Raw genomic sequence first — 23,605 nt, forward strand, 5'->3', positions numbered from 1 at the left:
TGGAGATGCCCGGACAGGAATGTCCGGGCCACCCCTTACCGTGATTTCTCTGGTGGGACAGACATTCCTGTCTGTCCTCATTCGCTTGCCGGCACTCTTACGGCAGATCAAACAGCAGCAGTTCCGCGTCGTCGCTGGCCCGCACCGGCAGGGCCGACTCGTTCTCAATCGCCAGCGCATCGCCGGGCGACAGTTCCTGATCGCCGACCGCCACCGTCCCCCGCAGCACCTGCAGCCAGGCTGCCCGCTGCGGATCGAGCGCCGCCACGACTTCGTCGCCGGGGGCCAGGTTCGTAGCCCAGAGGAGTGCATCCTGCTGAATCGTCAGCGACCCGTCGCGGCCGTCGGGAGAGGCGATCAGCCGCCAGCGCCCGTGCTGATCGGCGCGGGGAAACGGCCGCTGGTCGTAGCTCGGTTCGAGCCCCGGTTCGCGCGGCAGCAGCCAGATCTGGTAGAGGTGGACCGGCGTCGTCGGCGACGGGTTGAACTCGCTGTGGCGGATGCCTCGCCCGGCGGTCATCCGCTGGACTTCGCCCGGCCGGAGGACTTCGCCGTGCCCGAGACTGTCCTTGTGCTCCAGCTCTCCTTCGAGGACGTAGGTGAGGATTTCCATATCGCGGTGGCCGTGCATGCCGAAGCCTTCGCCCGGCGCCACGCGGTCGTCGTTGATGACGCGGAGGGTGTGAAAGCCCATCGCCGCGGGATTGTGGTAATCGCCGAAGGAGAAGGAGTGCCACGTGTCGAGCCAGCCGTGCTGGCGATGCCCCCGGTCGGCCGCTTTGCGAACTTGGAACATGAGAGGCTCCTTTCAGAAAGTGACTGTCGCGTCGATAGTTTACATGTCGTGTATATGGCCAAAAAAAGAGACGTCGTTCAGGCCGAGTCGTCGGAGGGCCAGCCGGCCCGCAGCTTCTCCAGCAGACGGCTGAGTGTCTGCAATTCGTCGGCCTTCAACCCCTGCGCCAGCTCGGCTTCGAGGCCGGCCACCAGCGGATCGAGCAGTTCCAGGGCCGCCAGGCCCGACGGCTGCAGTTCCACGTAGACCACCCGCCGGTCCTCGGTGCAGCGACGGCGTTGCACATGCCCGGCCTGTTCCAGCCGGTCGATCAGTCCGGTAATCCCGGGGACCACGGTGACCGTGCGGGAGGCGATCTCCAGGATCGGCAGCGGTTTTCCTTCGCCCCGCAGGATGCGGAGAATGTTGTACTGCGACGGCGTCAGCCCGTGCTGCCGGAACAGCCGGTCGAATTGAATCTGCACGCGGTCGGTGGTGCGGGACAGATTCAGCAGAGCCTCCTGCGCCAGCGACGCAAACGGCTGCCGCTTCTTCAGCTCCTGCTGCAACTTCCCGGCGGCCATCGTTTCGTCTCCTGCGAGCTGCGCGTCGTCTGAAATTACTTTACGCGTTAACTATCGTCCTGTCAACAGGTGCGGGGAGAGTTTTTTTGTAGGGCCGGCTGTGCCGGCCGGCGGGGTCAGCGCGCATTTCCACCACCCGGTGATCCATCCGCGTGCCACTGGCGGCTTGCCCGCTGGTGCGCTTCAGATTTACGATTCAACGGATCCTTCGCCGGAGTCGAACCATGCCCCTGCACGACTGGAATCGGATGTCCGACGGGCAGTTTCATCACTTCCACAATGCCTGGATCTACCAGCTTGCAGAAGCCTTGAACGCAGGGCTGCTCGCGTCTGAGTTTCTGGCGGCCGGCGAACCAGCGGCCATCGCTCACGAAGTGGCATCGGACTCACAAGCCTCTGAAACCATGCGCTACGAACGCAAGCGCGACCGGCTGACGATCCGGCATGTTTCCGGGAACCGGGTCGTCGCCGTCGTGGAGATCGTTTCGCCCGGCAACAAGTCGAGCCGGGCGCGGTGGGAGGCGTTTCTGGGCAAGGCGGTCGACTTTCTGGAAGCCGGCGTCCATCTGCTGCTGATCGACTTGTTTCCGCCAGGGAGGTTCGATCCCGAGGGATTGCATGCGGCGCTGTGGGACCGGCTGACGGGGACTCCCACGACACCCCTGCCGGCGGACCAGCGGCAGTTCGCCGCTTACGCCGCGGGTGAAACGGTCGAGGCCTTCATCGAGCCGCGCGGCGTCGGGTCGCCGCTGCCGTCCGCCCCGCTGTTCCTCGCCCCCGGCTGGTACATTTTGCTGCCGCTGGAAGAGACCTACATGGCGACCTGGCAGGCGTACCCGGAACCGTGGCGGAAGCTCTTGTAGGGCCGGTCGCGCCCGGCCGGATGGGTTCCTTGCCACACTAACTGCGGAGTGATGCTGAATGAACTCACGTCGTCGCGGGGTTTGGCTCCGCCGTTATTACTTCGCAAGTCCTTTCAAAAACTCGCTGAACGAATCGGCATCTCGGCCGAAGTTCCAGGAGCCCGTGCCATGCTCGGCGGTGTCGACGGGAGCGTCGTTGCCGTCGGACTTCGACAGGTCGAGCACGAACGGGTCGCCGCTGTGGCTGGCGATGACCAGGAGGTGCGGAGGCCAATCTTCAATCGGTTGCTGCTCGACGGGGTTGAAGGAGTACCCCTGCTGTGCCTCGATGAGTTCGCTCGCACCGAACAACTGCAAGTGATTGTAAAACGTACGATTGGAGATTGTCACATTGATCGGCGAGAACCTCGTCAAGAAGTCGAGATAGATGTCGGGCAAGGTCCAGCGGGCCGTGATGCGTTGGATATCTTCCGGCGCTGCGGGCGATAGCCATGCCGTCGGATTCGCCGGGTCTTGATGCTGCTTCCGCTGTTCGGCCAGCTTCTTGTCGAAGCGGCTCACGACCTTTTCAAAGGGGGTCGTCGGTTTGTCGAGCGCGGGATGTCGAACTGGCTCGGAATAACCCTGGCCCTCGGGAAATCCGCCTTTCGCCCAGACGGCGATCTCGGCGATTCGCAGATCTTGCTCCTTCCAAAATCCTGGATCCGTGGGCAGGTTCCGATCGAAGGCCTGATTGCTGTGCGTTGCAAGGCATTTGATCGCCTTACCGCGATCTGCCAGAGAAAACGTTGCATCGGCAGCCAGCCTGGCCAGTTCCTCGTAAGCCCCCCGACCTGACGTCTTGATGAAGCCCAGGATACTCCAGTAGCGAATGCGTGGATCGGTCAGGCCCCGCTGAAAGACCTGGGAAAGGTCGCTGTCCGCTTCGCTGACGGCACGAGCCAGCGTCGAGCAGGCAGTTTCGCGCATGTGTTCGACCGGCCCCTCCAGAGCATAGTCGGCCAGCATTTTCTTCGCCTGATCGTCGCCACTCTCGGCCGCCTTGGAAAGCTTGCTGATGATTGAATGGGCCACTCCGCCGTCCTTGGCGGAAAACAGCTTTGCTCTGAGATCTTCAACGCTCTTGGCCACGAACTCGTTCCTTTCAATTCGCTCTGCTCTGCGCCCGCCATGATTGAATCGAGTTCGTCAACGTACCCATTCGCCTTGCAAGATTCGCAGCAGCGTTCATTGCAGCCCCATTGCCACCAGTTTAGGCGCTGCTCGATCCGATGGCGCTTTCCAGGCCCGGAATCCGCGTGTCGGCAGGTGGATAGGGCCGGTCGCGCCCGGCCGGATGGGCCTTTGCGCCCTACCACACCAGCCGATTCCGCGGCGCGAGCGCATCCGCCGGTCGTTGCGATTGAATCTTCTGTTTCTCCGCCGGCAACGAGAGATTCCGAAGTCCCGCGGCTTCGAGGCGTTCGGTGGTGAGCAGCGGGAACACGGCTCCCGGCGGTGTGAATTGATCGGCGCGAAACCAAGTCGTAATCTGATTCCCCGACGCGTCCACAACTCGCAGGCCCCATGTCTTCCATGCCGGTCGTTCGATGACCCACCGTACTTCGCTGACCCATGCGGTTTCGTTTGACGGGATCGGTCCGGCACGCAGAATGATTTGCGCGGCGTCCTGCTTCATGACGGTCCAATCCCAGCGCTCTTCCCAGCGATCGGGAACTCCCGGCCCGCCCGGCCCGGTGAGCAGAACTACCGTATCGACGAATGAGTCATAGATCGCGTTGTCGATTCCGTTCCACCCAATCGGACCACGGCGGAGGGGTCTTTCCCCTTGCGGGACCGGAAACGAGCGAAACTCGTCGCCGTCCAAATTCACGTCCAGAACCTGGTTCGCACGTCGTGCGATCGCCGCCGAATCATCCACTGCAATTTTTGGGGCATGACCGGCATTTCCCGGAAAGGGAATTACCGAGATCTGGAGATCGCCTTTTCCATCCCAGTCGAGCCGGCAGAGCGACGCCTTCTCCGTCTTCAACACCAGATCCCTGCGCACGCGACGAAACGCCAGGCTTCCGGGCCGTCTGCCGCTCGTGAACTTCGCTTTCCACCGCTGGAGAATTTCCGCCACGCTCAGCTCGTGAGTCGGCTCAACATCCGGCGGATCGAGAACGGCTCTCGGCGGCGCGATCGGAGAATCAGCGCCCCGAACATGACACGAGAACAGAATCGCAGACAGCACAAATGCAATCCGAATCGGCATCTTTGACTCCTTCCGTGGAACTCTGATTGAGTGCATTCGAGCAGGGCAGGCTCCCGCCTGCCGCAATGTGCTCTCATCGCCACAAGCCGGCAGGCGGGAGCCTGCCCTACCAGACCAGCCGGTTTCGCGGCACGAGCGCATCGGCCGGGCGTTGTGATTGAAGCTTTCGGGGTTTCCCAGGTATCGAATGGTTTCGAAAACCTGCCGCTTCCAGACGCTCGGGCGAAAGACCTGGATACTCTTCGATCCGTTGAATATCGCCATCGGTTCGATACCAGGTGGAGATTGTCTTTCGGTTGCGATCAAACACACGCATGCCGCATGTCTGCCAGAACTGACGTGCGATGGCCCAGCGGATTTCGCTGAAGAGACGCTTTTCTGCTTTGTTACGAGGCTTCGCCTGCAGCATGACGAGCGTCGAATTCTGCGACAAAACGGTCCATTCCCAGGAGTCGGTCCAATCGCCCGGAGTATCGGGCCAGCCAGGGCCAACCAGTTGCCGGGGCATCTCCCGGATCAGTAACGTCGCGTGCGGGAAACCGAGCCAGTTGAAAACGAAGTTCTGCCGCTGAAGAGCGGGCCAAGCCTCAAAACTGTCTCTCGCAAGATCCACGACAATGAATTCGTTGCCAGACTGACCGAGCATCTTCGCGTCGTCGGCCACTCGAGTGTATCGAGCGTCGACGTGCGGGCGAAACGATCCGCGGGGCACCAGGACGACTCCCCACGAGTTGACGCGAAACGGATTCACAACGAGCTGCCAGTTGCCGTTTCCATCCCAGAAGAATTCACATTGCGATTCCTTCGCAGTCCAAAAGATCTCGTCCTGTATCACCCGGTAAAACGTAAGGCGCCCGGGCCGGTCACAACCCCCGAATCCCGTCTTCCACCGTTCCAGAATCTCCACCAGTTCGAGCTGAGGCGGATTCTCGAACTGCAGCGCGGAGACAGGCCCGTCATGTGCCCGCGCATCGGTCGCCAGCGCGATGAGGCTCAGTACAAGAACGATTCGAATCGGCACGTTTGACTCCCTTCCGTGGAATAGCGGTCACCAGCGTATTCTGCCGGAGACGGCTGTTCACTGGAAGGCGAGTTTCAGGTCAACCTGCATCTGCCGGGGCTTCGCGAAGACGCTCCAGCCGCCGGCCACCCCGTTTTTCCGTGTTCGTCGAAGACAAGGCAGCCGCATTTCGGCAGGCAAGAGCGTGCCCTACTTCTTTGCCCGCTTCGCCTTCCACGCCGCGATGATCCCCTCCGGATCATCTTCGAACGCTTCCCGGCAGCCCGTGCAGCAGACGTAATAGGTCTGACCGGCGTGGGTCACCGCGATCGTGCCCCGGCCGCCGGTCACGATGCATTCCGGGCCGTTGCTGTCGACCGCCGCCAGCTTCGTTCCCTGCCGCTGGCAGCCGATCTCGGCGACGCGGGCGTAGAACGACTGCGGGCCGTTCTTCTTCTCCAACAGCCAGATCACCCGGTTCTCGTTCTGTACGGACAGCGTGACGCGCTGCAGTTCCCCCTGCTCCGCGGGGGGAGACTCCAGCACAAGCTTCGTCTCTTTGGGATTCCACTGGCCGGTCAACCGGACGGGGGCGCCCTCTTTCGGCACGACGCTCAGCACGTGTTCTCCGGAGGCGGGATCGAACGTCAGCAGGGCCGACTGCCAGTGCTTGCCGTCCTTGACGGTCCAGCGCAGCCCGGTCGATTCCTTCTTCAGGTCCCAGACGACTCCCGCCGTCTCCTGCCAGGCCCCCTGGTTCGAACCCCGCCGGACCTGCCCCACCGCCCGCCATTCGCCGACGAGATCCTTCCACGGCTGCAGCGCGGCGACGATGGCCGGCGTATCGACCGGAGCCTGGCCGTCGTCGCCGGAGAGGCCGGTCAGCACGGCCAGGCAGGCGGCGAGCAGTCCGCCGGTCCGCAGCGTGCGCCAGGACTGTTGAGAATGCCGCAGCATGTTGTCCCTCTCCTGAAAGTCGTCGTGGGTCTGCAGGTTATTGAACACCACAACGACGAATTCGGCGACGGGGATCTGGCGGAAGTACGGAATAACGGGAGACTTCGCGGCCGCACGGCAATCCCGCGCGGCCCGGCGTTTCCAGGCGGAGTTTCGGAACGAAGAGGGTTGCGGAAGCGTTTGTTCATGGTTTCGGCCCCGATTCTGTTTGACGGCTGGCCGGTTCGGGACGTATCATCCACGAATCAACGCTGCTTGATGAATCTGCGGATTCCGGTCCCGTCGCAATGCCCGCGACAACCGGGTCCCAGTTTGGCCGCCGACCGACCCGCCGGAGTTCCCGCCGCATGGCCCTGACCACTCCCCGCACCCAGATTGTCGCAATTCTGCTGACTGGCTGTTTGACGTCAGCCTCGGCCCAGGAGCCGACCATCAGCGGTATGGTTCCGGGAGCCTTGAAGCCGGGCGGACCGCAAGCGGTGGTCTTCACGGGGGGCAATCTGCAGGGCGCCCGCGGGCTCTGGACCAGCGTCCCCGTCGAAGCGACGCTCGCGGCCGATGTGCCGGAGAACGGCAAAGCGGCCGACAAGGTGACGCTGACGGTCAACGTGCCGGCCGAGACGCCCGTGGGCGTGCATGCGCTGCGCGTGGTCACCGATCATGGTACGTCGCTGGTGCGGCTGTGCGTAATTGACGATTTGCCGTCCGTGGCGCAGGCGGGCGCGCCGACTGCGATGGCGATGGCCCAGCCGATTCCCGTCCCCTGCGCGGTCGATGGCGCGGTCGCGAATCTCACGACTCAGTTCTACAAGTTCACCGCCGCCGCCGGTCAGACCCTGTCCTTCGAAGTCCTTGCGCATCGGATCGGTTCGGCCCTCGATCCCACGATTCGCATTCTCGATGGCCGCGGACGCGAGCTGGCGTTCAACGACGATGCACCGGGGATCTATGGCGACAGCCGGCTGACCTATACGTTCCGCGACGCGGGAGAGTACACCGTCGAGCTGCGTGACGTCCGTTACCAGGGGGGCGCATTCCGTCTGCGAATTGGAGATTTCCCCTGTGTGTCGACTCCCTATCCGCTCGCGGTGCAGGCGGGGACGCAGGCTTCGATTCAGTTCGCAGGGAGCTCAATTGAGGGCCTGCCGCCGGTGACGGTGGCCGCTCCGACCGAGCCGTTCGTGACCGCAATTCCCGTCAGCGTGCGCCGGCCGGGCGGACAGAGCAGCGGATTCGCGTCGCTGACGGTCGCGGCTCAGCCGCAATTCCTGGAGCAGGAGCCGAACAACGCCCCCGAGGAAGCCAACCGGCTGTCGGGGGGGCAGGACATCAACGGTCGATTCGAGACGGCCGGCGACGTCGACCGTTTCGTCTTCGCCGCCAAAAAGGATCAGACGCTCGTCTTCAGCGGCATCGCTCGACAGGTCGGCTCCCCGGCGGATCTGGTGATGAAAGTCGTCAATGCCCAGGGAGGTCAGGTCGCCGCCGTCGAAGACACCGGCACCGGCGAAGGGATTCTGACCGCGAAGTTCCCCGCCGACGGCGACTACGCGCTGGTCGTGGAAGAGTTGAGCCGGCGCGGCGGCCCCGATCTCGCCTGGCGGGTGGCCGTCGCCGATGCCGCGACGCCGTTCACCCTGGCGGCGTCGAGCGATACATTGAACATTCCCGCGGGAGGAACCGCGGCCGTCACGGTCACCGCGACCCGGCCCGGCTTCGCCGGACCGATTGAGTTGAGCCTGCCCGGATTGCCGGCAGGGCTGACCGCCAGCCGGACGGTCCTCGGACCGGGCCGCACTGTGGCGGTGATGACGGTCACCGCAGCCGCCGATGCCCCGGTCGGAAGCCTGCAGGCAGTCAAGCTGCTGGGCACGGCGAAGATCGGCGACCGTGACGTTCAGATGGCATCCGATGTCGCCACGCCGATCAAAGCCCGCAACGCCACGCTGCGTTATCTGCCGGAATCGATCGAAACGGCGACGGCCGCCGCCATTGCGCCGCCGGCGCAGCTCGCGCTGGCCATGGACAAGACAGACGTGGTCTTCGGACCGCACCTGACGGCGACGGTCAAAGTGACGGCGACGCGCGGCATGGGCCTCGACGAAGCGGTGACCCTGGCCGTGACGCCCGATAAGGAAGGCGTGCCGGCCAACATCACGGTGGCGGTGAAGCCGGTCGAGAAGGGCAAGAACGAAGTTGAGATTGCGATCACGGGGACCGATAAGGCCCCGCTGGGCGAGTTTACGGTGGCCCTGCAGGGAACGCTGAAGCAGGACAAGACCACCGTGATCCAGCCCGCCCCGGCGCTGCGGCTGATCCTGCAGCCGGTCATTCAGGCGGCTCTCGATCCCGCCGGCGGCAAGCTGGCCCGCAATGGCAAGCACACGGTGAAAGTGAATGTGACACGCAACCCCGCGTTTTCCGGTCCGGTCACGGTCACGCTGCAGAACCTCCCCAAGGGGGTCACTGCCGCGCCCGCGACGATTCCCCCCGAGGCCTCGACGGCGGACATCGAGCTGACCGCCGCGGAAGACGCAGCCGTCGGCGCCGTCGCCAACCTGTCGGCCAAGGTGGAAGTCATGGCGGGAGCCGCCAAGGTGGAAGCGGTCTCGGGGAACGTGGGACTGACGGTGGAATAGGGGATTTCAGAAAATCCGAAGTCCGAAACGGACACAAAGAGAACAGGACAGAGCATCGGGCCGGTGCGGGCCACGCGGAGCGTGGCGAAGAGGCGTTCCCAGGCAGAGCCTGGGAACGAGTTAAGACGAAGACCACGCCCATCGAAGACTCTGGGCGTGCCGCCCGAGGCTGAGCCAGTTTTTCCAACTGACAACTGACAACTGACAAATCACCAAGAACAAATTCACCAACTCCCAAGGAGTTTCTCCATGCCCAGCCTTCGCACGATGTTGTGGCTGATCGTCGTCGGACTGACGGCTGTTGAGGCCCGCGCCCAGAGCAGCGATCGTCCCGAATCGGTCGGGCAGCCAGTGCAGCTCCAGCTCGAACCGGGTCGTTTCCCGCTGGTCGGCAAGCGGGCGCAGCAGCAGTTGGTGCTGACCGGCAAGTACGCCGGAGAGGAACTGCGCGACCTGACCGGCGTGGCGAAATTCGAATCCTCCGACCCCAACGTCGTCCGGATCGACGGGATGATCGTCCGCCCCGTCGGGGATGGAGCAGCGAAGATCACCGCCGTCGTCGGACCGCTGACCGCGGTCGTCGAGGTCCAGGTCTCGAAGATGGGGGATCCGGCGCCGATCAGTTTTAAGAACGAAACCCAGATGGCGCTGACCAAGTCGAGCTGCAATATGGGGGCCTGCCACGGCTCTCCATCGGGTAAAGGGGGCTTCCGCCTGTCGCTCCGGGCCTACGATCCCGACCTCGACATCATGACCCTCCGCAGCGAGTTCTTCGGCCGTCGGGTCAACCCGATGAATCCCTCGGAAAGCCTGCTGCTTAAGAAGCCGCTGATGGAAGTCTCCCACGCCGGCGGCAAACGGATCAAGAAGGGCGATGCGGCCTACCAGGTCCTGGAAAACTGGATCGCCGAAGGACTCCGCGTCGACTCGCCGACCGAACCGGATCTGGTGAAGCTCGAGCCGATTCCCGCCGTGCGAATTCTCAAGGCTCCCGCGGACCGGCAGCAGATCGCCGTGATGGGGCACTTCAGCGACGGCTCGGTCCGCGACCTGACCGCCCTGACGGACTTCACGTCGTCGGCGGAAGCCGTCGCCTCGGTCAACGCCGACGGCCTGGCGACAAAGATGGGTCGGGGCGAGGCCGTGATCCTGATGCGGTATCTCGATAAGACCGCCGTCACGCCGGTGACCTTCCTCGAAGACGTGCCGGGATTCGCCTGGACCAATCCCCCGGAGCACAACTTCGTCGACGCGCTGGTGTTCCAGAAGCAACTCCAGATGCAGATCCTGCCCTCGGAGCTGTGCACCGACGACGAGTTCCTCCGGCGCTCGTACCTGGACCTGACCGGCCGGCTGCCGACCCTGACCGAGACGCAGACCTTCCTGGCGGACGTCAGCCCGAGCAAGCGGTCGGCCCTGATCGATCAGTTGCTCGACAGCGAGGACTTCGCCTCGTACTGGTCGCTGAAGTGGGCCGACGTGCTCCGGTCGAACAGCAAGAAGCTGAAGGTCGCCGGCGTCCACAAGTTCAAGCGGTGGATCTACGAGTCCGTCCGCGACGATAAGCCGTTCGATCAATTCGCGAAAGAACTGCTGACCGCCCAGGGGAGCGTCTTCGAGAACCCCGCCGCCAACTACTGGCGCGCCAGTCGCGACCCGCAGGACGCGGTCGAAACGACGTCGCAGCTCTTCCTCGGAGTCCGCATCCAGTGCGCGAAGTGCCACAACCACCCGTTTGAACGCTGGACCCAGGATAACTACTACGGCATCGCCGCGGCCTTCACCCGCGTCGGCCGGAAGAACACTGCCGATCCCGAGGACGAGGTGATCTTCGTGCAGAATGCCGGAGAAGTGACCCAGCCCCGGACCGGTAAGCAGATGAAGGTCCATCTGCTGCTGCAGGGGGACGTCGACGTCGCCGCCGATCAGGACCGCCGCGTCGTGTTCGCCGAATGGCTGACGAAGCCGGACAATCCGTTCTTCGCCCGCTCGCTGGTGAACCGCATGTGGGGCCATCTGATGGGACGCGGGCTGGTGGAGCCGGTGGATGATTTCCGCGACTCGAACCCGGCCTCAAACGGTCCGCTTCTGGAGGAGCTCGCCCGCCAGTTCGCCGCCAATCACTTCAGCCAGAAGTGGGCGATCCGGACGATCATGAACAGCCGGACCTACCAGCTCAGCTCGCGGAAGAACGACTTCAACAAGCAGGACGAGCTGTATAACTCGCACGCCACAACCCGCCTGCTGACCGCCGAGCAGTTGCTCGACGCGATCTGCGAAGTGACCGACATTCCCGAGCAGTTCCCCGGCATGCCGGTGGGAACGCGGGCGTCCGAGCTGGCCGACCCGCCGACGGACAACTACTTCCTGAAGGTCTTCGGCCAGCCCCAGCGCGAAATGGCCTGCCAGTGCGAGCGGTCGACCGATTCGAATCTGTCGCAGGCGCTGCAGATGATCAACGGACCGGTCGTCCACAACAAGCTGCGGGCCGACAACGGCCGGATCGCGAAGATGATCGGCGAGCAGAAGTCGGACGACGACATCATCACGACGCTGTATCTGGCGGCCCTGAGCCGTCCCCCCGTCGCGGAAGAGCTGACCGCCGCGAAACAGCACATCGCCGGCTCGACAGATCGTCGGCAGGCCCTGGAAGACGTCGGCTGGGCCGTGCTGAACTCGAAGGAGTTCCTGTTCCAGCACTGAGTTCTGTCGGGACGAGGCTGGTGAGACGGCCCAAGCCTCAAGTCATTGCCATCAGCGCCGCGAGGCCGTCATTCGACATCAACGGCTGATCCTCCGACGCCGCTTCTGCGATGGAGGATCAGCCGATTTCGAACGACGTTATTGACCAGCGTCCTATTTTCACCGTCAATGCCGACGATGTGAAATCGACTTTGAAACCGTTCCAGACCGAGAAGTGCGGCTGTTCGGCCGAAGAACTCGTCAACGAAACTTGGCGTCATGATGACCACGCCCGAAGCGTCAATTGTGATTCGCTGATCCTCCGGGATCGCGATCTCCAGTTGAAGCAGTTGCTCCCGCAGTAATCTCCCGATGTCGCGGCTGACGAAGTCCGCGGCATGGGACTGCAACACAAATACGGGATCAGTCATCGAACAGACTCACATTCTCGAACGATTCATCGTCATCTGGCGATGGCAATGAACTGTAGATCGGGCCAAGCTTTAGCGGCCTGTCCAGGCGAAACTGCAACGCTACCAACGTACCGCGCCATGGGGTTTCGAGCGACGCCAGTTCTTCAACGTCGGAGTATTCCGCATCCGGCGATCTCGGATGGACCGAGTATCCGGCGTTGCCACTGATGATCGCGAACAACCCTCCGTTCCTTCGACACAGCTCGCGCGCCAGATAGAGGCCGTACCCCGCATGGCCTTCGGATTTCGACGTCACCAACGGTTCAGCAGCTTCTCGAATCCAGCGAAGGCCATCGCCGGCCAACTCTCTGAGCCGAGGATTTGAACTTTTCTCAAAAGTCTGTTTTACGCCAATGCCACGATCGCAAATGCAGATGTGCATTTTCTGAGGCTGAGGATGGTAATTGGCGAAAAGCCACGCTGGGGACGAAATCTCGCCGTGTTTGATCGCGTTCTCAATCAATTCGGCAAAGCTGATGGAGAGAGCCTGAGCGGTTTGCTCGCTTAAGTCCATATTGTGGCGAAACAATCGAACCAGGCGACCAGCGTGCGCGTCGGTCTCAAACCGCTTGCCCGCATCAATCCGAGTGAACCCCAGGATTGTTTCAGTATCGAATCGAACGGGTTCAGATGAAGGATCACGGATTCCCTCGATGACGCCAGCCCGTTCCAGGAAGTATTTAACTCGCGGAAATTCGCTCTTGAACGTGATGTCGGCAGAATGAGCGGATGTCCACGCCGCGATGGCGCAAAGGCCATAGACGTACGCGTCTTGCGTATCGAATTGAATATTCAAGATCGGTCTCGGTCTTGAATGGCGAGAAATGCGTTCGAGCCGTCCCAGTAAACTGACCATGTCGCGAAGATCAGCGCCCGTTTCCTTCCCGTGAATGACCAGCGAGACTCCTCTTGAGGAGTCGAGAAACTCGCGACAAAGAACTGACTGCAGCGACTCCGGCTGTGCGTTGACGGATTCGAGAAGCACGTTGATCAGCAGTCTTTCCCACTTTCGACCCAAGTCGGCGATTCCGCTCAGCAGTTCGAGGACGGCCGCCCGGTCTGACCGTAATTCAAGTTCTCGTAGAATCAATGCACGTCGTTCAGCTTTTCGAGTTGCCGGCAAACTGCGGACAAACAAGTCCACTGCAAGACTCCTTGTGACCGGTCAAGTTGGCCCATCGACGACAGGGTTCCACTCGGCTATCCGGAAATGTATACAAACGCTCCAGCCCCAGACAAGCCGAAATCGGTGCGGAGGTATACCCGTTGCCCGCCGTTTCGCCGAGAGCGTTTGAAGACGCGGGGCACCGTCGGCGACGCATGGCGCATCCAGAAAAATGCCGAAAACCGCGCGGTCCCTCCGAATGTACGCTCAAATTCACGACACCGGACGTCTTGTTCCGAGGTAACTCCAGCACCAGCGGTCGACGGAAGCCGCGGAGGGCTTCTCCCCTTGCGTTTTGTTCAGGTCGCTTGGCGACCTGCGGCCCGTGAGCTAAGATCAATCTGGATGGTCGTTTCGGTTCGATCCGCCGACCTCAACGGTTTTCTCCGGAGTGTGCAGCTTCATGGCGGATCCGAAACCCGGCGCCGGTCGTAAGACCTCCGTGCCCAACGTCACCCTCCCGGGCAACGGCGACAACGCCCCCTCGCTCGACCTCACCGACCGCCAGCTCGGCGAGTTCCGCATGCTCCGCCGACTCGGCAAAGGAGGCATGGCCGAGGTCTACCTCGCCGAGCAGACCTCCCTCCGTCGGCAGGTGGCGGTCAAAGTGCTCCGCCCCGAGTTTCTGACCGACGAAAGCTACGTCAAACGCTTCCGCCAGGAGGCCGCCGCCGCCGGCGGACTCAGCCATCCCAACATCGTCCAGGTCTACATGATCGGCCAGACGGACGGCATCGAATACATCGCCCAGGAATACGTCCAGGGCCGCAACCTCCGCGACTTCATGAAGAAGAAAGGCCCCCTCGAAGTCCCCCTCACGCTGCACATCCTCAAGCAGGTCGCCGCCGCTCTGCAGGTCGCCGGCCAGGCCGGCATCGTCCACCGCGACATCAAACCTGAAAACATCATGCTCACCCGCAAAGGGGAAGCCAAAGTCGCCGACTTCGGCCTGGCGCAATTGACGCTGCAGGGCGAACGGGTCGCCCTGACCCAGGCCGGCATCACGATGGGCACCCCCCTCTACATGAGCCCCGAGCAGGTCGCCGGCAAACCCGTCGATCACCGCAGCGATCTCTATTCCTACGGCGTGATGGCCTATCACATGCTCTCCGGCCGCCCCCCCTTCACGGGCGAGACCGCGCTCTCCATCGCCGTCCAGCACATGAACGAGACCCCCGCGCCGCTCGCCGAGCTCCGCCCCGACCTCCCGGCGTCGCTGTGCGATCTCGTCCGCCGGCTGATGGCGAAAAAGAAGGACGACCGCCCCGTCGACGCCCAGGCGGTGCTCAACGAGCTCAAGAAGATCACGCGCCAGGTCCTCGGCAAGGACGCCGACGGCGAACCCACGATCACATTCTCCAGCAGCGGGCCGTCGCGCAGGACTCCCGTCTACCGCCGGCCCCTCAAGCGGCAGATCGGCTGGATTGCACTCGCCTGCTTCCTGACGGCCAGCGCCTCCGCCGGCGCAGGCTGGCTGATGCGAACCCCCGATCCGCTCGCCACCCCTCCTGTCGAGCGCCCGACCGCATCGAGCGTGCCGCAGTACGACGGCATTCAGCAGCAGGTTTTCGAGGCCATGTCCCGCGGCGACGACCGCGACGCCTGGCTTGCCGTCAAGAACCACAAGGACGCCGCCAACCACGCCGCCACCCTCGACCTCGCCCGCCTGCGACTGGCCATCATCGACCTGCGGAACGACCGCATTCCCGAAGCCGAACAGGTCTTTCAGGAATTCGTCAACGACATCGGCACCAACCGCACGTGGATGATCGCCCACGGCTACGCCGGGCTGGCCTATGTCGAGTTTCAGAAGAAAAATCAGCGCGAAGCCGAACGGCTCTACGAAAAGGCTCGCGCCTCCGGCCAGTCGCTGAACGGCGAGATGGCGAACCTGATGCGCGACATCCAGCGCGGCCGTCGGGGAGACTGACGGAGTCTGATCGACGCCCGGCCAGCGAGCTCAGCGGGCCGCGGCCGGAACCTCGACCAGGTAGACTTTGCCGTCATTGGCCATCACCGCAATCTGCTCCCCGTTGGGCGACCACGTTGCGGAATAGACCACCGGCGCGACTTTGCTGGCATACAACGGCTGATCCTGCGCGGGATCCCAGACCAGCAGATTCCCGGCATACCCGACCGACAGCAGCCGCGTCCCTGCCGGGTTGTACTCGACCTTGTAAATGTCATCCTTGTGACCGCTGAGCGTCTTCGTCAGTTGGCCGGTTTCGTAGTTCCAGAGTTGAATCTTCCGATCCAGCCCCGCCGCCGCCACGTTCTGCCCAGCGGGATCGACCGCCACCGTATAAACTGCGTCTCCCGCCCCGGCGAACTGCTTCACCTCGGTGCCGTCGTCGGTCTTGTAGACCCGCACCGTCTTATCCGCCCCCGCCGTCAGAAACGTCTGACCGTCCGGCCGGAAGACGACCGCGTAGATCGCCCCTCCCTGCGGCGGCGACGTCCGCGTGTTCTGGTTCTTCTCCAGATCCCACCACTTGACCGTCTTGTCGTTCGAGACCGAAACCAGCAGCGGCAGCGTCGGATGCAGCGCCACGCCATACACCTGCGAACCGTGCCCCGTAAAGGTCTGCACCGCCCCCGCCGCGGCAATCGACCAGTTCTTCACCGAACCATCCGCTGCGGCACTGACCACAGTCTTGTTGTCGTTGAAAAACGCCAGGCTGGTGATCGTCGCCGCATGCCCGTCCGTAGTCTGGGCCGGCTCCTGGCCGGGGGGCATCGGGGGCAGAGGATTGGGGGGCGTCGGATCGTAGCTGCGGATCAGATGATCGCTCCCCGCAATCACCAGCTTCTTATTGTCCGGGCTGAACGCGATCTGAGCAACTTCCGCCGGCGTCGCGATCTTGAACTGCATCCGGGCGTCGTTGAGATTCCAGACGATCAGCGTTCGATCGCTCCCCCCCGATGCCACCTGCTGCTGATTCGGGCTGAAGGCCACCGAACGGACCGGCCCCTGATGCCCGGGAAACTGACGCTGCGGTTCCCCGCCGCCCGTATTCCAGAGCTTGACCGCACCATCATCCCCCCCGGTCAGGTGCGAACTGCTGTTGGGATGCACGGCCAGCGCATTCACCCGCTTGTCATCGGCCTGATGCACCATCTGGATCGTCACCGCGTCGATCGTCAGAAGCTTATCGGCCCCAGCGAACGCCAGCGTCTGGTTATCGGTCGCAAAGCTCACGCCGCCAACCGCTCCGCCGCCCCCTGCAAAATGCTGCAGCGGCCGCTTTTGCACGGCATGCCACACGCGAACGGTCCCGTCATGGCTCGACGAAGCCAGCCGCTGATTGTCCCGGCTGTATTCGAGCCCGGAGATCTTGTCCCCATGGCCGGCGAACGTGGCCACGGCCGCCCCGTCATTCAGGTTGAACGTCCGCACCAGTTTGTCATCGCAGCCGATCGCCACCTGCTGCTGATCCCACGACACCGCCACCGCCCGCACGACCTCCGGCAGCTCGAATTTGCGGGCTTCAACTCCGTCGCCGGAATTCCACACACGGACCGTCTTGTCCTGCCCGCCGGAGACCAGACGACTGCCATCGGCCGTATAAGCCAGCGACCACGTCCCTCCCGGATGCCCGGCGAATGCGCGAATCTCCGTGCCATCCTCAATCTTCCAAACGCGAATCGCGCCGCTGGCGTCCGCCGCGGCCAGTTCCTGATTGTTCGGATGGATCGCGACAGCCGCGATCGCCGACGCCTGTTCCGGAAACGCCTTAATCAGCATCCCGTCGTTCACGTTGAACAGACGGGCGATCTTGTCCTCGCCCCCTGTCGCCACCCGGCCTGCGTCATTGTGGTTGAACGCCACCGCTGCCACCGCGCCGGCATGCCCGTCGAGCGTCCGGATCTGTTTGGCGTCGCCAAAGTTCCACACCCGCACCGCCTTGTCCTGTCCCCCCGTCACCACAACCTGATTGTTCGGGCTGACCTTCAGGGCGAGGATCGCCCCTTCGTGCCCGGCCCCCACGCGCGCCGCGGCGGCCTGATTCAGCCAGCGCTTCACCAGCCCGTCTGCCCCCGCCGTCAGCCAGAACGAGTTGTTCGGCGCACCGACGAGCCCGGTAATCTCCGGCGTACTGACGCCGAACGCTCCCTGAGGCGTCCCGTCGTTCGCGTTGAACAATCGAACGAAACCGGCGGCATCCGCAGCGGCGATCTGCTGCTTGTCCGCCCGCAGGGCCACTCGGACGATCGGATGCGGCAGACCGCCGATCTCGCGCACGAGCTGCCGGTCGGCGGCGTTCCAGATCTTGATCGAATTTCCCGCCCCCCCCGTCACCCACCACTGCCCGTCGCTGCTGACCGCGACGGATGCCAGGCCCGGTTGAGCTGCGAGCGTTGTGAGGGGGGTATTGACCGGCAGATCCCACAGGCGAACGGTGTTATCGAGCGAGCCAGACGCCAGCCGCTTCGCGTCCTTCGACAGCGACAGACACAGCACCAGCCCCGTATGCCCCTGCATCGTCCGGAGGCTCGTCAGCGACGTCAGGTCCCACATCCGCAGCGTCTTGTCGAACGCCGCCGTAATCAGCCGCTGGCCGTCCGGCGTATAGACCGCTGCATACGGCGGGTCGGAGTGTCCCGCGAGAGTCTTTGGCTGGGCCTCAGCGACTCCGCTGACAACGGCGGCCAGAACGGCGATGACAACAGACGGCGAGCGGCAGCAGAAAACCGGCATCCGTGATGACTCCCGGTGGCAGGACAGGGCAGGCGGGCAGGAACGGCAGGCGAACTGCGGTATCATCAGCCGTTCGGGGCGTCCGCCGCAACCCCCCGCCCGCGTTCCCTCGCGACTTTGCCCCGGCTCGTCTATCGTAAAGCCGTCCAATTCTTCCTCCCGCATCCGGGCGTTCATCATGCAGCATCACGCGTACGTCGAACGAGTCGTCAATCTGCTCGATCCCGCCGGCAACATCCTCCTCAATATGTCCGTCGACGATGCTCTCGCCCGGCTGGCGACCGGCGATCCGGAACGCGTCCGCGAAATCGACGGCCAGTTCGCCCTGCTGCACCGCGACGGCAAGTCGATCCGCATGGCCCGCTCGATCGGCCGGCCGATGCGCTACTTCCTCGCCAAACGCGCCGAAGGCCCCTGCCTGGTCGTCGCCGAACGCATCGACGAAATCGCCGTCTTTCTCAACAGCGAAGGCCTCGGCGGCCAGTTCCATCCGTCCTACACCCGCATGGTCCCCGCCCACTACGTCACCGAACTGGCCCTGCTCGGCTGCCCCGACCCCAACCCGATTTACCGCCGATACTTCGCCCCCGAACGCAACCGCTGGGGAACCGACCTCGATCAAATCGGCCAGGCGTACATTGCTGCGCTCGCCAACGAGATCAATACCTGGCTCGATCAGATCGACCGCCAGGAGCCGATCGGCGTCCTCTTCTCGGGCGGCGTCGACAGCGGCTCGATCCTCCTGGTGACGTATCACCTGCTCCGCGCCCGCGGCAATTCGCCGTCCCGTCTAAAAGCCTTCACTCTCTCTGTCGAGGGGCAGGGGAAAGATCTCCAGCAGGCCCGCCAGTTCCTCCGCGAGCTGCAGCTCGACATGCTGCTGGAGCCGATCGACGTCAACCGGATGGAGCTCGACTACAAGGCGGCCGTCCGCGTGATCGAGGACTACAAACCGCTCGACGTGCAGGCCGCAACGATGGGGCTGGCCCTCTGCAAGCACATCCGGGCCCGCTACCCCGACTGGAAGTACCTGCTGGACGGCGACGGCGGCGACGAAAACCTCAAGGACTATCCCATCGAGGAGAATCCCGAGCTGACCATCCGCAGCGTCCTCAACAACCTGATGCTCTACCAGGAAGGCTGGGGCGTCGACGCCGTCAAGCACTCGTTGACTTACTCGGGCGGCCAGAGCCGGGGCCACGTCCGGACCTCCGCCCCCGCCCGCGCCATGGGCTTCACGGCCCTCAGCCCCTACGCGCTGCCGAACGTGATCGACGTCGCCGAGGGCATCCCCTTCATCGAACTGACCGACTGGGACCACAGCAAGCTCTACGCACTGAAGGGAGAGATCGTCCGCCGGGGCGTGATGGCGATCACGGGCCTCGACATGCCGGTCTTCGAAAAGTGCCGCTTCCAGCGCGGCGCCGTCGAGGCCCAGCTCTTCGACGACCTCTTCCCCCGCGACGAACGAGCCTACCGCCGCGCCATGCTGGAAGCCTTCGGGCTGTGACATGACGACAAAGCGGGAGTCGTATGAACTGTGGCTACGGGACTATCTCCGCCGCCGATACCCGGAGCTGGAGGAACCTCTCCTCCGTGCCGTCGATGCGTATGACGCCATCCAGGACACAGGGCAGATCACCCCCGGTCGACTCGCGCCGATTATCGACGCAGTCCAGAGTTCCCGCGGACCTCTCTGCGCGAACGCCGCCGATTTGCTCGGCGGTCTGACCGGACAGTATCCAGATGCCTGTGACGCCCTTCTGGCTCTCTCGCAGCACTCGAAAAGCCACGTGCGGTTTAACGCCATCATCAGCATCGGTAAGTCAACACCACGCCCGTTGGCTTTGCAGATCTTGCGGACCGGTTTGAGAGATAAGAGCTCACGTGTTCGAACAAAAGCAGCAGACTGGATTCTCCAACGAAGGATCCGCGAGTGTATCCCCGATCTTGAGTCAGCTCTTGCCGTCGAGAAGCATGTTGAAACGAGGGAAACAATGGACCAAGGACTGCGCATGCTTCGCGACGGATATGTTCTCGGGAATGCAAGCAGAGGGCAGGTATTAGTGTGGGTGCTGTTGCCGGATGAATCGCAATGTTCTTCGAAGGGAGCATTCATCGATCAGTCGGAACTGTCCGAGTGCGGCGTCGAAGTCATCGTTCAGGAAATCGTCGAAGGAAAACGCTGAACTCATTCAGTGTCAGACTGCAGTGGCCAGGGTCGAAGCTGTGAGGCCCGCGTGCCAGGAAGCCCTCTGAAATCTTTCATCTCTCCGTGTTTTCCGTGACTTCCGTGGTTTAATCCTCTGTCTTCATTCGCGTCGATTCGTGTCATTTGTGGTTGTTCAAAAGTCTTCTCCGTGCCCCCCGAGCCACCTCGCTTCACCGACGCCGAGATCGTCGCCGTTCGACCGGAGCGGGCGGCCGTCGATCCGTTGCTGCCGTACGCCTTTTTCTCGGAACCCGAACACTCCGCAGCCGGCGTCATCGAACCGGTCTCGACGCTCTTTCTCACCAATCGCGAGTGCCTCTTCCGCTGCCTGATGTGCGACCTGTGGCAGCACACCACCACGACCGACACTCCCCGCGGCGCGATCCCCGCCCAGATTCGCCACGCCCTGGAACGGCTTCCCCTGGCCCGTCACATCAAGCTCTACAACAACGGCAACTTCTTCGACCGCCGGGCCATCCCGCCGGACGATCATCCCGCCATCGCCGACCTGGTCCGCGACTTCCGGACGGTCATCGTCGAAAACCACCCCAAGCTCTGCACCGAGGACTGTCTCCGCTTCCGCGACCGCCTGAACGGCGAATTCGAAGTCGCCCTCGGCCTCGAAACCATCCACCCCGAAGTCCTCCCGGCTCTCAACAAGCGAATGACCGTCGACGACTTCGACCGGGCCGCTGGATTCCTCCGTTCAAACGGCATCGAACTCCGCACCTTCCTCCTCTTGAAGCCGCCTTTCCTCGACGAGGAAGCCGCCGTCGAGTGGACCCTTCGCTCCCTCGACCACGCCTTCGACCAGAGTGTCCGCGTCTGCTCGATCGTGCCGGTGCGCGCGGGAAATGGCATGATGGAAGAACTGCAGCGACAGGGGCAGTTCGCACCCCCGCAACTGGCATCCCTCGAACGCGTGTTGTCGGAAGGCATCGCCCGGCGTCGCGGCCGGGTCTTCGTCGACCTCTGGGATGTCGAGAAGTTCTATAGCTGCCCCGAATGCGGCCCGGCCCGCAAAGCCCGCCTGCAGGCCATGAACCTGACGCAACAGATCCAGCCCGCCGTCGCGTGCGGCTGTGGAGGCTCCGCCGCATGAAGCTCACCGCCGACGTCTGTATCGTGGGGGCCGGGTTCGCCGGCAGCCTGCTGGCAAACATCCTCCGCCGGCAGGGACGCCAGGTGGTGCTGCTCGATCGCGGCCGGCACCCGCGATTCGCCATCGGCGAATCCTCGACCCCCCTCGGCAACCGGCTGCTCCGTGACCTCTGTCAGACATGGGATCTCGCCGAGATCGCCCCGCTCGCAAAATTCGGCTCCTGGCAGCAAAAACTCCCCCAGCTCACCGGCGGCCTCAAGCGGGGCTTCAGCTACTTCCAGCACCCGCTCGACCAGCCCTTCCAGCCGACCGCCGATCACGCCACCGAGCTCCTCGTCGCCGCCAGTTCCAGCAACGAACACAGCGACACCCACTGGCTCCGGGCCGACGTCGATACCTACCTCTACGAGCAGGCCATCGCGGCGGGAGCCATCGCCCGCGACCAGACCCGCGTCGAGATTCGCGAGCGATCCCCCCTGTGGCAACTCGCCTGCGAACGCCGGGGCGAAGCCTTCGAAGTCGAAGCCCCGTTCCTCATCGACGGCACCGGCGAAGCCGCCCTGCTCCCGAACTTCCTCGGCCTGCAGGATCGCTCGGCGGAAATGCTCACCAACTCCCGCGGCGTCTTCGCCCATTTCGACAGCGTCACCCGCTGGGAAACCTGCGCCAAGGCCCACGGCGCGGTCACCGCCGACTACCCCTTCCCCTGCGACGATGCCGCCCAGCACCAGGTCTTCGACTTCGGCTGGATGTGGCAGCTTCGTTTCGTGAACGACGTGGTCAGCATCGGCTTCGCCCTCGACGCCGCCGAGCATCCCGCTCCCGCCGACGTCACCCCCGCGGACGAATTCCACCAGTGGCTCCAGCGCGCCCCCAGCGTCGCCGAGCAGATGCGGCATGCCCGCGTCGTCGCTCCCGCCGTCGGCATCCTCCGCTCGGGGCGACTGCAGCGCTGGCGTTCCCCCGCCGCCGGACCGGACTACGCCCTGCTGGCGCACTCGGCCGGTTTCGTCGATCCGCTCCACAGCAGCGGCATCGCACACAGCCTCAGCGCCGTCGCCCGGCTGGCCCTGGCCCTCGATCCCGCCCGCTCCGCCGACGCCCGCCAGCAGCAGCTCGCCGCCTATGCGTTCTCCATGGACCACGAGCTGGCCTTCATCGACGAACTGGTGGCAACCTGCTACGCCACCCGCCGGCAGTTCGGCCTGTTCGCCATGGCGACAATGCTCTACTTCGCCGCAGCGACAAGCTGCGAACGCCAGCCCGGCGGACTGTCCGCCGGGTTCCTCGGAGCCGAGTGGCCCCTCCTCCGCGAAGCCGTCCGCCAGTCTCGCCAGCTCCTCCTCGCCGCCCGTCAGCAAGTCCTGAGCCGGAATGACCTCGCCACGATCCGGCGGCAGCTCGCCGGCATTCTGGCGCCGGTGGACGTCGTCGGCCTTTTCAGCCCCGAAACGCCCCATATGTATGCCCACACGGCCGCGCCGGAATTCTGAAAAATTGCTCTTGCACGATTTTCAATCCTTGCATACATTCCCGTCGCGATTCGAGCAGTAATGTGTTGCTCGAATCACCTCCTCGTTCGTCTGGGACGGCCGCGTGCCCGCCGCTGAAGGTGCGGGCGATTGCTGCAAGATTACGAGTCGCAGGTCTCGGTTGTGTCGTCGTACGACCATTCGGCCGTTGGCGATGCGCAGGAAATGACTCCGGCCGCACAAGAGTGCCCGGCCGGAGATGAAGTGGCGGCGGGCTCTCAGAGCCCCTGCACGCCACCGTCGAGCCGCCTTGCTGTTGCCGGGCGGCGGTACAGGTTGGTTGGCCACGTTGTGAAAAGGATGGCACAGATGCTGGTTTTGACACGTTCGATTTCGGAATCCATTCGGATTGGCGACGACATTGTCATTGAAGTCGTCAGTTGCGGCCGGGGGAGCGTCCGCCTCGGCATCCAGGCCCCCCGTTCGGTCAAGATCGCCCGCAGCGAACTGACCGAACAGCCCCCCGCGGAACCCGTCCGCCGGGCCGAATCGCCCGCCCCGGCCCCCGCACCACGCCCCAAGCAGACCGTGCTGCCATTCGGCGGAACGGTGTCATAGGGAGGGCAGTCGAGAGACGAGAGTCCAGAGCCAGCAAAGCCAGGCCGGAGAAACACGACGGCCTTTCTCCGGCGACAAGCGATCCGCGATAAGCGATCAGCCCTCTT

The 23,605-nt window shown here is 63.7% G+C and carries 18 protein-coding genes; 9 read left to right on the forward strand and 9 right to left on the reverse strand.

Annotated elements, in window-relative coordinates; all coding sequences use genetic code 11:
* Nucleotides 1-97: 97 nt before the first annotated feature.
* Both SH412_RS21780 and SH412_RS21785 read right to left on the reverse strand, forming a co-directional pair.
* Nucleotides 98-796 (reverse strand): pirin family protein, encoded by a 699-nt coding sequence (locus SH412_RS21780; RefSeq protein ID WP_336520136.1) that lies wholly within the window; start codon nt 794-796, stop codon nt 98-100.
* Nucleotides 797-873: 77 nt separating this feature from the next.
* Nucleotides 874-1,359, reverse strand: coding sequence for a MarR family winged helix-turn-helix transcriptional regulator (locus SH412_RS21785; protein ID WP_336520137.1), 486 nt, complete (start codon nt 1,357-1,359; stop codon nt 874-876).
* 224 nt (nt 1,360-1,583) lie between these two features.
* Here SH412_RS21785 and SH412_RS21790 point away from each other — a divergent pair, with 224 nt between their 5' ends.
* Nucleotides 1,584-2,222 (forward strand): DUF4058 family protein, encoded by a 639-nt coding sequence (locus tag SH412_RS21790; protein WP_336520138.1) that lies wholly within the window; start codon nt 1,584-1,586, stop codon nt 2,220-2,222.
* 96 nt (nt 2,223-2,318) lie between these two features.
* On the opposite strand, the gene SH412_RS21795 is transcribed toward SH412_RS21790, so the two are convergent.
* From SH412_RS21795 to SH412_RS21810, 4 genes are all read right to left on the reverse strand, one after another.
* Nucleotides 2,319-3,353 carry an SMI1/KNR4 family protein gene (locus tag SH412_RS21795; protein ID WP_336520139.1) on the reverse strand — a complete coding sequence of 345 codons (1,035 nt, stop codon included), beginning with the start codon at nt 3,351-3,353 and terminating at the stop codon, nt 2,319-2,321.
* A gap of 220 nt (nt 3,354-3,573) precedes the next feature.
* On the reverse strand, nt 3,574-4,479 hold the full coding sequence (locus SH412_RS21800; protein WP_336520140.1) for a hypothetical protein: 906 nt from the start codon (nt 4,477-4,479) through the stop codon (nt 3,574-3,576).
* A gap of 106 nt (nt 4,480-4,585) precedes the next feature.
* The gene (locus SH412_RS21805; protein ID WP_336520141.1) at nt 4,586-5,143 is read right to left on the reverse strand and encodes a hypothetical protein; all 558 of its coding nucleotides are present in this window, start codon (nt 5,141-5,143) and stop codon (nt 4,586-4,588) included.
* A gap of 546 nt (nt 5,144-5,689) precedes the next feature.
* On the reverse strand, nt 5,690-6,436 hold the full coding sequence (locus SH412_RS21810; protein ID WP_336520142.1) for a hypothetical protein: 747 nt from the start codon (nt 6,434-6,436) through the stop codon (nt 5,690-5,692).
* A 347-nt stretch (nt 6,437-6,783) separates the two neighbouring features.
* Here SH412_RS21810 and SH412_RS21815 point away from each other — a divergent pair, with 347 nt between their 5' ends.
* Complete coding sequence (locus tag SH412_RS21815; RefSeq protein WP_336520143.1) at nt 6,784-9,075, forward strand: PPC domain-containing protein; 2,292 nt, start codon at nt 6,784-6,786, stop codon at nt 9,073-9,075.
* Nucleotides 9,076-9,324: 249 nt separating this feature from the next.
* The gene (locus tag SH412_RS21820; RefSeq protein ID WP_336520144.1) at nt 9,325-11,778 is read left to right on the forward strand and encodes a DUF1549 and DUF1553 domain-containing protein; all 2,454 of its coding nucleotides are present in this window, start codon (nt 9,325-9,327) and stop codon (nt 11,776-11,778) included.
* A gap of 68 nt (nt 11,779-11,846) precedes the next feature.
* Here the strand turns inward: SH412_RS21820 and SH412_RS21825 are convergent, their stop codons facing one another.
* Both SH412_RS21825 and SH412_RS21830 read right to left on the reverse strand, forming a co-directional pair.
* Nucleotides 11,847-12,188 (reverse strand): STAS-like domain-containing protein, encoded by a 342-nt coding sequence (locus SH412_RS21825; RefSeq protein ID WP_336520145.1) that lies wholly within the window; start codon nt 12,186-12,188, stop codon nt 11,847-11,849.
* Complete coding sequence (locus tag SH412_RS21830) at nt 12,181-13,374, reverse strand: ATP-binding protein (protein WP_336520146.1); 1,194 nt, start codon at nt 13,372-13,374, stop codon at nt 12,181-12,183. The genes SH412_RS21825 and SH412_RS21830 overlap by 8 nt, the downstream gene beginning before the upstream one ends.
* A 424-nt stretch (nt 13,375-13,798) precedes the next feature.
* Here SH412_RS21830 and SH412_RS21835 point away from each other — a divergent pair, with 424 nt between their 5' ends.
* Nucleotides 13,799-15,325 (forward strand): serine/threonine-protein kinase, encoded by a 1,527-nt coding sequence (locus SH412_RS21835; RefSeq protein WP_336520147.1) that lies wholly within the window; start codon nt 13,799-13,801, stop codon nt 15,323-15,325.
* Nucleotides 15,326-15,355: 30 nt separating this feature from the next.
* Here the strand turns inward: SH412_RS21835 and SH412_RS21840 are convergent, their stop codons facing one another.
* Nucleotides 15,356-18,094 carry a WD40 repeat domain-containing protein gene (locus SH412_RS21840; RefSeq protein WP_336520148.1) on the reverse strand — a complete coding sequence of 913 codons (2,739 nt, stop codon included), beginning with the start codon at nt 18,092-18,094 and terminating at the stop codon, nt 15,356-15,358.
* Nucleotides 18,095-18,272: 178 nt separating this feature from the next.
* Between SH412_RS21840 and SH412_RS21845 the strand changes: the two genes are divergently transcribed.
* The 5 genes from SH412_RS21845 (at nt 18,273) to SH412_RS21865 (ending at nt 23,498) form a co-directional block, all read left to right on the forward strand.
* On the forward strand, nt 18,273-19,604 hold the full coding sequence (locus SH412_RS21845; RefSeq protein WP_336520149.1) for an asparagine synthase-related protein: 1,332 nt from the start codon (nt 18,273-18,275) through the stop codon (nt 19,602-19,604).
* A 1-nt stretch (nt 19,605) separates the two neighbouring features.
* Nucleotides 19,606-20,283, forward strand: coding sequence for a HEAT repeat domain-containing protein (locus tag SH412_RS21850; protein WP_336520150.1), 678 nt, complete (start codon nt 19,606-19,608; stop codon nt 20,281-20,283).
* 171 nt (nt 20,284-20,454) lie between these two features.
* Nucleotides 20,455-21,408 (forward strand): radical SAM protein, encoded by a 954-nt coding sequence (locus SH412_RS21855; RefSeq protein ID WP_336520151.1) that lies wholly within the window; start codon nt 20,455-20,457, stop codon nt 21,406-21,408.
* Nucleotides 21,405-22,901 carry an NAD(P)/FAD-dependent oxidoreductase gene (locus tag SH412_RS21860; RefSeq protein ID WP_336520152.1) on the forward strand — a complete coding sequence of 499 codons (1,497 nt, stop codon included), beginning with the start codon at nt 21,405-21,407 and terminating at the stop codon, nt 22,899-22,901. Before SH412_RS21855 ends, SH412_RS21860 begins: the two co-directional genes overlap by 4 nt.
* Nucleotides 22,902-23,249: 348 nt before the next feature.
* On the forward strand, nt 23,250-23,498 hold the full coding sequence (locus SH412_RS21865; protein ID WP_336520153.1) for a carbon storage regulator: 249 nt from the start codon (nt 23,250-23,252) through the stop codon (nt 23,496-23,498).
* Nucleotides 23,499-23,605: the final 107 nt, after the last annotated feature.

This window comes from Planctellipticum variicoloris (assembly GCF_030622045.1).
Lineage (GTDB): Bacteria > Planctomycetota > Planctomycetia > Planctomycetales > Planctomycetaceae > Planctellipticum > Planctellipticum variicoloris.

Coding starts and splice junctions, on each gene's coding strand:
- SH412_RS21860 (WP_336520152.1), top strand. CDS start 21,405: ATGAAGCTCACCGCCGACGTCTGTATCGTGGGGGCCGGGTTCGCCGGC.
- SH412_RS21800 (WP_336520140.1), bottom strand. CDS start 4,479: ATGCCGATTCGGATTGCATTTGTGCTGTCTGCGATTCTGTTCTCGTGT.
- SH412_RS21845 (WP_336520149.1), top strand. CDS start 18,273: ATGCAGCATCACGCGTACGTCGAACGAGTCGTCAATCTGCTCGATCCC.
- SH412_RS21815 (WP_336520143.1), top strand. CDS start 6,784: ATGGCCCTGACCACTCCCCGCACCCAGATTGTCGCAATTCTGCTGACT.
- SH412_RS21820 (WP_336520144.1), top strand. CDS start 9,325: ATGCCCAGCCTTCGCACGATGTTGTGGCTGATCGTCGTCGGACTGACG.
- SH412_RS21785 (WP_336520137.1), bottom strand. CDS start 1,359: ATGGCCGCCGGGAAGTTGCAGCAGGAGCTGAAGAAGCGGCAGCCGTTT.
- SH412_RS21840 (WP_336520148.1), bottom strand. CDS start 18,094: ATGCCGGTTTTCTGCTGCCGCTCGCCGTCTGTTGTCATCGCCGTTCTG.
- SH412_RS21790 (WP_336520138.1), top strand. CDS start 1,584: ATGCCCCTGCACGACTGGAATCGGATGTCCGACGGGCAGTTTCATCAC.
- SH412_RS21810 (WP_336520142.1), bottom strand. CDS start 6,436: ATGCTGCGGCATTCTCAACAGTCCTGGCGCACGCTGCGGACCGGCGGA.
- SH412_RS21865 (WP_336520153.1), top strand. CDS start 23,250: ATGCTGGTTTTGACACGTTCGATTTCGGAATCCATTCGGATTGGCGAC.
- SH412_RS21850 (WP_336520150.1), top strand. CDS start 19,606: ATGACGACAAAGCGGGAGTCGTATGAACTGTGGCTACGGGACTATCTC.
- SH412_RS21835 (WP_336520147.1), top strand. CDS start 13,799: ATGGCGGATCCGAAACCCGGCGCCGGTCGTAAGACCTCCGTGCCCAAC.
- SH412_RS21825 (WP_336520145.1), bottom strand. CDS start 12,188: ATGACTGATCCCGTATTTGTGTTGCAGTCCCATGCCGCGGACTTCGTC.
- SH412_RS21780 (WP_336520136.1), bottom strand. CDS start 796: ATGTTCCAAGTTCGCAAAGCGGCCGACCGGGGGCATCGCCAGCACGGC.